The 12549-nt window shown below is 62.3% G+C and carries 6 protein-coding genes; 2 read left to right on the top strand and 4 right to left on the bottom strand.

Annotation, left to right across the window (positions count from 1 at the left end):
• The first annotated feature begins 5 nt into the window (after nt 1-5).
• Nucleotides 6-368 (top strand): VOC family protein, encoded by a 363-nt coding sequence (locus F4X08_00200; protein ID MYD24219.1) that lies wholly within the window; start codon nt 6-8, stop codon nt 366-368.
• A gap of 1 nt (nt 369) precedes the next feature.
• Here F4X08_00200 and metH read toward each other — a convergent pair whose 3' ends face one another.
• The gene (gene metH / locus F4X08_00195) at nt 370-4107 is read right to left on the bottom strand and encodes a methionine synthase (GenBank protein ID MYD24218.1); all 3738 of its coding nucleotides are present in this window, start codon (nt 4105-4107) and stop codon (nt 370-372) included.
• 269 nt (nt 4108-4376) lie between these two features.
• Here metH and F4X08_00190 point away from each other — a divergent pair, with 269 nt between their 5' ends.
• Entirely contained in the window at nt 4377-5627 is a 1251-nt protein-coding gene (locus tag F4X08_00190) for an aminotransferase class I/II-fold pyridoxal phosphate-dependent enzyme (GenBank protein ID MYD24217.1), read from the top strand.
• A gap of 12 nt (nt 5628-5639) precedes the next feature.
• On the opposite strand, the gene F4X08_00185 is transcribed toward F4X08_00190, so the two are convergent.
• The 3 genes from F4X08_00185 to F4X08_00175 form a co-directional block, all read right to left on the bottom strand.
• Nucleotides 5640-8051: an FtsX-like permease family protein gene (locus F4X08_00185; GenBank protein ID MYD24216.1), complete on the bottom strand. Its 2412-nt coding sequence runs from the start codon at nt 8049-8051 to the stop codon at nt 5640-5642.
• 100 nt (nt 8052-8151) lie between these two features.
• Nucleotides 8152-10563 (bottom strand): FtsX-like permease family protein, encoded by a 2412-nt coding sequence (locus F4X08_00180; protein MYD24215.1) that lies wholly within the window; start codon nt 10561-10563, stop codon nt 8152-8154.
• A 186-nt stretch (nt 10564-10749) separates the two neighbouring features.
• Complete coding sequence (locus tag F4X08_00175) at nt 10750-12456, bottom strand: hypothetical protein (protein MYD24214.1); 1707 nt, start codon at nt 12454-12456, stop codon at nt 10750-10752.
• Between the last annotated feature and the right edge of the window lie 93 nt (nt 12457-12549).

Genomic DNA, 12549 nt, shown 5'->3' with positions numbered 1-12549 from the left:
GTAGCGTGCAAAGAGTTCAGGGATTCGGCGGGTTCTTCTTTCGGGCAAAGGACGCAGAAGGACTTGCGAAATGGTATCTGGATCATCTTGGCATCAATCCCGCTCCGACAGACATGGAGACGGCGCCCTGGGTAACCGAGTCCGGTGTGACGGTTTTCTCACCCTTCGATGCCGATACGGACTATTTCGCGCCGGATAAGTCATTCATGCTGAATTTCCGCGTGGCTGATTTGGACGCGATGATCACGCAACTGAAGTCCGCGGATATCGTGGTCAGCCACGAAATCGAGATGGAGGGCATCGGCCGCTTCGCCCGCATACATGACCCCGAAGGAAACGCGATCGAACTATGGGAACCCACGTCGTGAGCTATGGGGCCGGAATCGCGGCGGCACCATCCGCCGGCTCGTAATCCAGGTTGGGCGCGAGCCACCGTTCGATGGATTCCACCGTCATCCGCTTGCGCCGGGCGTAGTCCTCCACCTGGTCCCGTCCAATTTTTCCCACGTTGAAGTACCGGGCCTCGGGATGGCCGAAATATAGGCCGGCCACGGACGGCGGCGGATCCATGGCGTAGCTTTCGGTCAGCGTGACGCCGATCATTTCCTCGGCCTGCAGCAGGTCGAAGAGCCGGCGTTTTTCGGTGTGGTCGGGGCAGGCCGGATATCCCGGCGCCGGCCGGATCCCGCGGTATTTCTCCCGGATCAGGTCTTCTCCCGTAAGGTCCTCGTTCCGCCCGTAACCCCAGGCGCGGCGGGCCCGCTGATGGGTGTGCTCCGCCAATGCTTCGGCCAGCCGATCGGCGAGCGCCTTGACCATGATGGCGCGGTAGTCGTCGTGATCGGTCTCGTACCGCCTGACCAATGCGTCGAGACCGATGCCGGCGGTGACCGCGAAGGCGCCGATGTAGTCCTCCGTGCCCTTGGGACTCACGAAATCGGAAAGCGCGAGGCAGGGTCCGTCCGCCGACCGGGGCCGCTGCTGGCGCAGCATGGGGAAGGTCGCGAGCGCCTCCGACCGCGCGGCATCGTCGAAAAGCACGATGTCGTTTCCGGTGGAATGGGCGGGGAAGAATCCCCACGCGGACCGGGCCCGCAACAATCCTCCCTCCACGATCTCATCCAGCAGGTTCCTTGCGTCTTCAAAGAGCTTCCGCGCCTCCTCGCCGACCTTCTCGTCCTCCAGGAGGGCGGGATAACGCCCCCTTAACTCCCACGCACCGAAGAAGGGCGTCCAGTCGATAAAGGGTACGAGTTCCTCCAGCGGATAGTCGTCGTCGACGCGGACCCCGGTGAATTCGGGTACCGCGATGGTCGCTGCAGACCACTCGAGGACCGGCCGCCGCGCGCTCGCCTCGGCGAAGGGTACGAGGGGTGCGCGTGGCGTGCGACTTTCGTAGGTTTCTCGGATATGCTGATAGTCTTCCCGGACGCCCCGGACGTAGCCTGTCCTCAAATCGTCGCTGAGGAGGCTGCCGACGACTTCCACGGCCCGCGACGCGTCCGTCACGTGCACGGTTGGCCCGTGATAGGCCGGCTCGATCTTGATGGCCGTGTGCCTGCGGCTCGTCGTGGCGCCGCCGATGAGCAGGGGCAGTTCGAAGCCGTTGCGCTCAACCTCGCGGGCCACGTGGATCATCTCGTGGAGGGACGGGGTGATCAGCCCGCTCAATCCGATGAGGTCGACGCCTTCGTCTACGGCCGTACCGATGATCTTCTCCGCCGGTACCATGACGCCCAGGTCGATGATGCGGTAGTTGTTGCATCCCAGGACCACGCCCACGATGTTCTTGCCGATGTCGTGCACGTCCCCCTTCACCGTGGCCAGGAGGATGGTCCCCTGGTACTGTCTCTCCCCGCCGTCACCGTGCTCGGCTTCCATGTGCGGCACCAGGTGGGCCACGGCCTTTTTCATGACCCGCGCGCTCTTGACCACCTGGGGCAGGAACATCTTTCCCTCCTGGAAGAGATCGCCGACGATGGACATCCCGGCCATCAGGGGCCCCTCGATAATGTGAAGTGGACGGTCGTAGCGCTGCAGCGCCTCGTCCATGTCCGCCTCGACGTGGTCGGCGATACCGCTGACCAGGGCGTGGGAGATGCGTTCTTCCAGGCTGTCGTTGCGCCAGTCTTCGTCCCTGCGCACCCGTTCGGCCGCGTCACCTCTACGTGATGCCGCGAATTCCAGCAACCGTTCGGTGGCATCGGGCCGGCGGTTCAGCAGGACGTCTTCCACCATGGCCAGCGTATCGTGTTCGATGTCCTCGTAGATCGCCAGTTGTCCCGCGTTGACGATGCCCATGTCCAGGCCGGCCTGGATGGCGTGGTACAGGAAGGCGGCGTGCATCGCCTCCCGGATATGGTCGTTGCCGCGAAAGGAGAAGGAGATGTTGCTCACGCCGCCGCTGACCCGGGCGAGGGGGTGCCGCTCCTTCAGCCGGCGGACGGCCTCGATGAAGTTGACGGCGTAGTCGTCGTGTTCCTCGATGCCCGTGGCGACGGTGAGGATGTTGGGGTCGAAGATGACATCCGTGGGGTCCATGCCGATCTCTTCGGTGAGGATCCGGTAGGAACGGCTCAGGATCTCCACCTTGCGGTCCGTATCCGTGGCCTGCCCGTCCTCGTCGAAGGCCATCACCACCACGGCGGCTCCGTACCGTTTCGCCACGCGGGCCTGGGTCTTGAAGACCTCCTTGCCCTCCTTCAGGCTGATGGAATTGGCGATGCTCTTGCCCTGAACGCATTTCAGGCCCGCTTCGATCACCGGCCAGCTCGAGCTGTCGATCATGACGGGCGTTGCGGCGATGTCGGGTTCGGACGCGATCAGGTTCAGGAAGGTGGTCATGGCCCGTTCGCTGTCGAGCAGGCCCTCGTCCATGTTCACGTCGATGATGTTCGCCCCGCCCTCGATCTGCTGCCGGGCCACCCCCAGGGCTTCCTCGTATTTCTCCTGACGGACCAGCCGGGCGAATTTCCGCGAACCCGTCACGTTCGTCCGTTCGCCGATCATGGTGAAGTTGCCGTCAGGCCGGACGGTGAAGGTTTCGAGTCCGCTGTACCGGGACAGGGGCTCGACGGGGTGGGGAACCCGCAGTTTCCCCCGCTGCTTTACGGCCTCCGAGATCGCGGCGATGTGCGCGGGGGTCGTGCCGCAGCATCCGCCGACCATGTTGAGCCAGCCTTCTTCGGCGAAGCCTCCCAGCAACTCGGCCATGTGGTCCGGGGTGTCGTCGTAACCGCCCAGTTCGTTCGGGAGCCCCGCGTTCGGATAGCAGGTAACCGGGAGGTTCGCGATGGCCGACAGTTCTTCGATGTAGGGCCGCAGTTCGGTGGCGCCCAGAGCGCAGTTGATCCCCACGCTGTACAGGTCCCCGTGGCGTATGGACGTCCAGCAGGCCTCCACCGTCTGGCCCGACAGCGTACGGCCGCTGGCGTCGACGATGCAGAACGAGGCCATGAGGGGTACGCGGCGCGTCCCTTCGTCGAACAGGGTGTTGATGGCGAACAGCGCGGCCTTCAGGTTGAGGGTATCGATCTGGGTCTCGACCAGAAGCAGGTCCACGCCACCGTCGAGGAGTGCCCGGGCCTGCTCTCGGTAGGCGGCGGCCAGTTCGTCGAAGGTAACGGACCGGAAAGCCGGGTCGCTCACGTCGGAGGCGACGGAAGCCGACCGGGTGGTGGGCCCCAGGGCGCCGGCCACGAAGCGCGGCCTCTCCGGATCGGCGGCCATGGCGGCCACGGCGGTCCGTTTCGCGATTTTCGCTGCCGCCACGTTGATGTCGTAAACCCGGTCCTGCAGGCCATAGTCGGCCTGCGAGATCGCCGTGGCATTGAAGGTGTTGGTCTCGATGATGTCGGCGCCGGCGTCCAGGTACTGTCGGTGGACCTCTTCGATGAGGTCCGGCTGCGTGATCGACAGCAGATCGAGGTCGCCCCGCAACGAAACGGGGTGGTCTTTGAACGTGGTTCCGCGGAAATCGGCCTCGTCGAGCGCATGGCCCTGGAGGACCGACCCCATGGCGCCGTCGAAAATGAGGATGCGTTCGGAGAGCAACCGGTCCAGCAGGAGGTGGGTTTCAGTTGATACGGGGTGGAACTGGCTGAAGATCGCGGTCTCCTTCTAGGGGGATGGACTACGCGTGTGGCGTGCCATAAATCTACGGGAGGTCCGGGAGATCGTCAAGGTCGGAGCGCACGTTAAGGTCGGTGAGAGCGCCAACGTCGGCGTGCGTCAAGGTCCTGGGGCGTCAGGGTCGACGCAATTGATCTTCCCATCCGTTTTGCGACGTTGTATCATGACGGTATAACATGTAATCAATCGGTGTATACGGCGAATCGAAATTCCGAAAACTCGACAATCGGAGAAGGAGTGTTCCAATGTCCGACAGAAAAGAAGCAAGTACCACGGCCAGGCCGGGGCTTTCGTCACCCAGGCCGGGGCAATCACGGTCCAGACCAGGGTTTTCGCGCCGGGGATTCCTGAAAGGGGCTCTTGCGGGTGCCGGTGCGATTTCGTTTGGCAGTTACGAGGCCGCGGCCCAGATGGTGGGCGGTCCTTCCGTACGTGGCTGGGGGGTGCCCCCGGGCCTGGTGCGCATCGACGCCAACGAGAACGCCCTGGGGCCGTCTCCCCGTGCCGTCGAGGCGGTGCTGTCCCTGGTGACCAGCATCAACCGGTACGGCCAGAACCCGGACCTGCTGGGCAAGCTCGCCCGCCGGCACGGCGTACCCGTGGTGGAGTGGACGGACAGTCCCTTCGCCCCGGTACCAGACGCGTGGATCGCGGTGGGCGCCGGGTCGTCGGATCTGCTGTTCGCCATCGGTCACGCTTACGTTCGCGAGGGCACGGAGGTCGTGGAAAGCCTGCCAGGCTTCGGTTTCATCACCCGATTCGCCGGCGTGGCCAACGCGGAACCGGTCCGGGTTCCCTTGCTGGAAGGGATGAAACCCGATCTGGACGGTCTCAGCGCGGCCGTGACTGACCGGACCGCCATGGTCGTTGTGACCACTCCCGGCAATCCCACGGGCCAGTTGACCCCCATGTCGCAGTTAAGGCCCTTCGTCGAATCGATCCCCGCGCGCGCGCTGGTCCTCGTCGATGAAGCCTATATCGAATTCGCGGAGAACGAGGCAGACCGCGAAGGCGCGGCGTCGCTGGTCGCGGATCACCCGAACGTCATCGTGACGCGCACCTTTTCCAAGGTCTTCGGCATGGCTGGCATGCGGGTGGGATACGCAGTCGCCCAACCGGAGGTGATCGAGCGGATCGGCCGCCACCGGGCTAACACGCTCACTCTGCTGTCCACGCACGCTGCATCGGCGGCCCTCGACGATACGAATCACCTGCGTCGGTCACAGGAACTGGTGAGCCGGGGGAAACGCTATTTCTACGAGCAGCTGGACGCCATGGGCATCGAATACGCGCCGAGCGAGTCGAGTTTCGTAATGATGAACATGAAGACGGACGTGGATGAACTCGTCCGCCGGCTGCGCGAGGAACACAACGTCCTGGTGGGCAACGCGAGGGCGCGCTGGAATATCGAAGGCTGGATCCGCGTCACCGCCGGCCTGCCCGAGGAGAACGAGGCCTTCATCGCGGCGCTGAAGAAGGTGCTGGTGAGCAGTTAGAGGCAATCCCCCTCACTCCCCATGCACCGCGTCCGCCGGGTTGGCCGTGGCCGCCTTGAACGCCTGGTATCCCACCGTCAGCCAGGAAATGATCAGCGCGACCAGACCGGCCAGTACGAAAACGCCGAAACCCAGTTCGACGCGGTAAGGGAAGTCCTCGAGCCAAGCACCCATGGCCAGGTATCCCACGGGGGCGCCGATCACGAAGGCCAGCAGGACCAGTTTCGTAAAGTCCCCGGACAATAGCACGATCACGTTCGATATCGTTGCGCCGAGTACCTTGCGGATCCCGATCTCCCGGGTCCGCTGTTCGGCCATGTAGGACGAAAGGCCCAGGAGACCCAGGCAGGCGATCAGCATGGAAAGCGCGGCGCCGGCGATGAAGACGCTGCCCAGCCGTTCTTCGGCGGAGTACAGTTGCTCGAGGTTCGCGTCGAGAAACGAGATCTCCATGGCCGGGTGGTTCGGATAGGTCTGCCGCCACTGGTCCTGCAGGATCTCCATGCCCCGCCGTGGGTCCTCTCCCCGCATCCGGATGACCAAGTACGGACCGGGCGCGTTGAACAGGATCATGAGGGGTTCAATGGGTTGGCGCAGCGAGTGCTGGTGGAAGTCCCTCATGACGCCGATCACCCGGTGCGACGGGGCGGTTTCCGGTGAACCCGCGAACCGGAAGGTCTTGTCGATCGGCTCTTCCCAACCCAGGGCTCGAACCGCGGTCTCGTTGATCAGACAGGCCGATGAATCGGTGGCGAAGGCGGTGTCAAACGTACGTCCCGCGGCCAGCTCGAACGCCATGGTTTCCGCGAAGTCGAAATCTCCCCAGATCGTCTGGAATACCGGGCTCTGGTCGGGCGGCATCCCCTCGGGCGTCAACAGGTTCAGGCTGGTCTGCGCGCCCGGTACGCTGCTCGAAGTGCTCACCTTCAGGATCTCGGGATACTGCAGCACCGCGTTCTTGTAGGCCCCATATCCTCTGAGGGCCGCTTCATCCGGCATGCGGACGACCGCCAGGTGCTCGCTTTCGAATCCCAGCCGCTTGTTCTGCATGAACTCCAGCTGGCTGAGGACCACTCCCGTGCCCACCATCATGAGGATCGATACGCTGAACTGGAAGGTGATCAGCACCTTCCTGAGGATCGAATGGGAGGCGCCGCTTTTCAGCGCGCCGGTCAGCACGGCCACCGGCCTGAAGGAAGAGAGCAGGAACGCGGGATATCCGCCGGCGGCGAAACCCACGAAAAGCGTGATGGCCGCCAGGGCCGGAACCAGCCAGGTCGACCCGTAGTCCATGACCAGGTCCTTGCCGGACAGCAGGTTGAATTGCGGAAGCAGCAGGTGCACCAGCGCGAGGGCGATGACCAGCGCGAGCAGCGCGAGCAGTACCGATTCGCCGATGAACTGCCGGATCAGCTGGATACGCTGGGCGCCCAGGACCTTCCGGATCCCGACCTCCTGCGCCCTGCGGGCGGACCGGGCGGTGGACAGGTTCATGAAATTTACGCAGGCGATGACGAGAATGAAGACGGCCAGGGACGTGAAGATATAGACATAGCGGATATCGCTGTTGGGCCGCAGCTCGGCTTCGATGTTGGAATGGAGGTAGATCTCCGTGAGCGGCTGCAGGTAGGGGTTGGCTTCAATGCCTGCGGATTGGAGCACTTCACCGAGGTACTTGTCCAGGAACGGGCGGAACCTGGATTCCATTTCCTCGCGCGTGGCGCCTTCCCGAAGCAGCAGATAGGTGTACAGGTCGTGGTTGAACCCGCCATTCTGAATGTCGTCCGGATCGCTGTAGTAAAGTTGGTTCGGCGCCAGCGTGGCGAAGGAAGCCAGGAAATCGAAATGGAAGTGGGAAGTCCGCGGCATGTCCCCCATGATGCCCGTCACGGTGAATTCGTAGAGGTCGTCCCCCGTGATCACATTCCCGATCGGGTTCTCGTCTCCGAAGTACTTGTCGGCCATGGACTCGGACAGCACCACGGTATGCGGTTCGACCAGGGCGGTCGCGGGGTTGCCCTGTACGAGGGGGATGGTGAAGATGTCGAAGACCGACGAGTCCGCGAAAATGAAGTACCGCTCGTAGAATCGATTCTCCTCGTACCGGATGAGCCAGCGGGATCCCGGTGGCTTGATCCGGGTGTAGGACTCGATTTCCGGATAGTCCCGCGCGAGGACCGGCGCCCAAGGCGGGGGCGTGACGGCCGCTTCGATCGCCCGGCCCGTGATCGTGGCGGATTCCGCGATGCGGTAGATCCGGTCTTTTTTCTCATGATGCTGGTCGAAGGCGAGTTCGTCCTGCACGTAGAGCAGGATCAGCACGCAGCTTGCCATGCCGATGGCCAGCCCGAGGACGTTGATGGCCGAATAACCCTTGTGCCTGAGCAGGTTTCGTAAGGCGACGGTCAGGTAGTTTCGGATCATGGGGCTTATTGTATCACCAAACCACCCCAAAAGCAACGCCGAAGCTACGACCGTATTGCCCCGGGATCGTTACGCCGGAAACGAGTCATCGGGTTACATCTCACTCTGCGTGAACCGCGTCCGCCGGGTTAGCGGTCGCGGCTTTAAAAGCCTGGTATCCAACGGTCAGCCAGGCAATCAACAACGCGGCGAGGCCCGCTAAGAAGAACACCTCCGGTCCCGGCTCGATACGGTAGGGGAAACCCTCGAGCCAGGCCTGTATGACATAGTAACTCGTCGGCGCGCCGACTACGAATGCCAGCAGGACCAGCTTCGTAAAGTCCCTGGACAACAGCAGGATCACGTTGGTAATCGTGGCGCCGAGGACCTTGCGAACCCCGATCTCCCGGGTCCGCTGTTCGGCCATGAAGGACGAGAGGCCCAACAGTCCCAGGCAGGCGATGAGTATGGAAAGGACGGCGCCGGCAACGAACACGGAACTCAATCGTTGTTCGGCCTGGTAGAGCTGCTCCAGGTCTTCTTCGAGAAAGGTATACTCCATGGCGGGATGGCCGGGATAGATCCGTCGCCACTGTTCCTGAATCACCTCCAGTCCGCGTGAACCGTTGCTTCCCTGTATCCGTATTACCATGAACGCGGATGGTTCCTGGATCACCTGTATCATCAGCGGTTCGATGGGCTGGTGCAACGACTGGTTGTGGAAATCCTCCATGACGCCGATGACGCTCAGCATAGGCTCGTCGTCGGAAGCGCCCGTAATCCTGTAGGTCTTGCCGATAGGGTTCTCCCAACCCAGGGCGCGCACGGCTGCTTCGTTGATCAGGCAGGCGGTGGAGTCCGAGCCGAATTCACGGGAAAACGACCGGCCCGACACCAAATTGATATCCATGGTTTCCACAAAGTCGTAGTCCGTCCAGATCATCTGGTAAAGCGGACTCTCATCCTCCTGCACGCCTTCCGGCGTAACCAGATTGAGACTGGGCGGACTGCCGGGCACGCTGGTCGCAGAACTCACGTTCACGATTTCAGGATACTGCAGGGCTTCGTTTTTGTAGGCCGGATACCCCTTGATGGCATCTTCATCCGGCAAACGAACGACCACCAGGTGATCTTTGTCGAAGCCCAGTTTCTTGTTCTGCATATACGCTAACTGATCGTGGATCACGACCGTTCCGACGATCATGACGATGGAGACGATAAACTGGAAAGAGATCAGTACCTTTCGCAGCAGTGAACCGGAAGCGCCCGCTTTCAGCGCGCCCGTCAGCACGGCCACCGGCCTGAAGGAAGAGAGGACGAAGGCGGGATAGCCTCCCGCGACGATGCCCGTAAACAGGGCGATGCCCACCAGCACAGGCGCCAGCCACGTGGAATGGTAGTCCATCACCAGCGACTTGCCGGAAAGCGCGTTGAACTGCGGCAGAAGCAGGTGAACCAGTCCCAGCGCAAAGACGAGCGCGATCACGGCATACAGTACGGATTCTCCCACGAACTGCTTGATCAGTTGTTGCCGCTGGGCGCCGAGAACTTTTCGAATGCCCACTTCCTGTGCCCTGCGGGCGGAACGGGCCGTGGACAGGTTCATGAAATTGACGCATGCGATCAGGAGGAGAAACACGGCCAGCGAAGAGAAGATGTACACGTAACGGATATCGCTGTTTGGCGCGATTTCACCTTCCAGGCGGGAATGCAGATGGATATCCGTGATTGGCTGCAGGTAGGGTGTGGCCACAATGCCGATGGATTGCAACAATTCACCCAGGTATCTGTCCAGAAAACCGGGGAGTTCTCTTTCAAGGGTTTCGGGCCCGTAACCGTCTTCCAGCAGAAAATAGGTGTACAGCGTATGGTTGAATGCGTTCCCCTGCATCGAGGAAGGCTCACCGTAAAGCCTGTGTGGCGCCAGCGAGGCGTAGGAAGCCAGGAAGTCGGCGTGGAAGTGCGAGTTCGCCGGCATGTCCTTCATGATGCCTGTGATCGTAAACTCATAGCGGCCATCCCCGGTAATCACCTTGCCGATCGGATTTTCATTCCCGAAGTACTTGTCCGCCATGGATTGCGACAGTACCACGGTATGAGGTTCGGCCAAGGCCGTTTCGGCTTTGCCCTGGACGAGAGGGAGCGTGAAAACATCGAAAACCGATGAATCCGCGAAAATGAAGTACCGCTCGTAGAACCGCTTGTCATCATACCGGATCAGCCAGCGGGAATTCGGCGGCTTGATCCGGGTGTACGCTTCGATCCCAGGATAGTCCGTCGCGAGTGCCGGAGCCCAGGGCGGGGGCGTGACCGCGGCCTCGACAGGCCTGCCCGCCACCGTCGCCGATTCCACCAGACGGTATATCCGGTCGCTCTTTTCATGAAACCCGTCGTAGCTGAGTTCGTCCTGCACGTAGAGCATGATCAGCACACAGCTGGCCATACCGATGGCCAGCCCCAGGACGTTGATCGCCGAATAGCCCTTGTATTTCAGCAGATGTCTTAATACGACAGTCATGTAGTTTTTAAGCAAGAATCACTCCCGTTGTTAAAGAAGGGTTGTACGGTTTCAGGATACAGTTCCCGGATTCAGGGCCCCGAGGATCTGGTATTAAGACTCAATGTAACCGGTTTAAGTTGCGGGACACAGTTCAAACAGAAGGTAGGCTGTAGCTCAATTATCAAGTTTATCTGGATGTGTACAACTACGGCAGGAGTACTACCAAAGCACCCCGAACAGCAAGCCCGACGCAATCGCCAGGTAGCCCAGGGCCAATACACCGGGTCTGCGGAACAGCGGCAATCCTCCGGGCGGCAGCTTAAAGGGATAGGCCCCCCGAACAGGCATCTCGGCCAGGGTCTTCTGCAGCCAGGTGCCTTCAAGGGCTTTCAGCCGGTGGGCCATGCGGTTGCGCACCGAGGGGATGTCGTTTTCCCGTGCGTAGACGAGTCCTTCCAGGTCCTCGTCGGACATAGGACCGCGCCGGAGCGTGATCAGCGCCGACGCGACCAGCATGCCGCCGGCGGGCAGCACGATGTTCCACAGGTAAGTCCACCACGTGTTGGTATACCAGACCGGCAGGCCCCATTCCAGGCTTTCGCCCAAAATGGCCGTCACGCCGTAGGCCAGTCCGACGAGCAGGCCCACGATGCCGGCCGAGCGGTGCACGCGGGTGAACACCCCCATCAGGATGACTGTCATGAGAGGTACCGCGATGGCGCCGGCCAGCCGAAGATAGAAGGCCAGCATGCCCTCCTGGATGAAGGGCACGTAGGCGAATCCCAGGGCCATGATGAAAGGAGCCGTGATGCGGCCCACGCGGGTATAGTGGGCGTCCGACGCGCGCTTCACGATGAACCGGGCGTAGATGTCGCGGACGAAGAGGCTAGATATGCCGATGCCGATGGAGTCGAAGGTGGAATACCCGCCCGCGATGAGCCCCGCCACGACGATCCCGATGAGCCCGTGGGGCAGGTAGGCCTGGATCATCAGGGGATAGGCCTGGTCGATGGTTTCCAGTGCGGGGAAATCCGCCCGGGCCATGGGGCCCATGGTGATGTTGAACCAGAGACACACGGCCGTGGCCGTGCTGGCCACTACGGCGGCCATCTTGAAATCCCACTCCGACCGGGCGCCCAGGAACCGGATCGCCTCGTACTGGTTGATGACGGCGTACATGGTCAGCACAACGATGAAGCTGAGGATGACCACGACCGCGGGGACACCGGGCGGCGCGTAACCGCCCACGTGGAGCATGACGTCGGGCAGTCCGGGGTCCACGGCGGCAAGGCGCTCGTTCAACCCCGACCATCCGCCGCCCCGGACCCAGACCACGATCCAGAGCACGAAGGATCCGATGATCATGGCCACGCCCTGGACGGCGTCGGTAAACACCCCCGCCTGCAGGCCGCCGCGCACCACATAGAGGGTCGCGGACGCGGCCACCGCCACCACGACGAACCAGCTGGCGGTCGTGGAGAACCCGGCGAGGACGCTCAGTACCAGGTACATGGAGAAGAAGATGTTGGCGAGGACGTTGGTGCGGGACTGGATGTTGATGAGGACCGCCATGATGCGGACGGACGGCCCGAAGCGGTACTCCAGCCACTCGGCGTTGGTGAAGACGCCCGACCGGTACATGGGCAGGATGACGAAGAAGGCAAGCACGAACCAGCCGATGGCGATCCCGAGCCACCACTGGGATAGCTGGGAGAGGCCGAACTGGTACGAGCCGCCGGCGATGGCCACGTAGTCGCCGCTGTCCACGGCGGTGCCGAAGGCGGACAGACCAATGGCCCACCAGGGCATGGACTTGGCCGCCAGGTACCAGTCGAAGCTCTCGCCTTTCTCGCGGAAGGCCAGCAGGCCGTACAGGACGATGCCGCCGTTGACGAGAAAGACGATGGTCCAGTCTAGAAAGGACATGGGTCCGGGACGCGTGGGGCAAGGTGCCGGACCGGCCTGGTGATGGTTCGGATGGTCAACAAGCCGGTCCGACGAGGTCGTGGATCGTTGGGT

It is taken from the genome of Gemmatimonadota bacterium, assembly GCA_009841265.1.
In the GTDB taxonomy this organism is placed as follows: Bacteria; JAAXHH01; JAAXHH01; order JAAXHH01; family JAAXHH01; genus JAAXHH01.
Note: the sequence above shows the minus strand (reverse complement) of the source record. Positions and strands in the feature narration are given on the sequence as shown.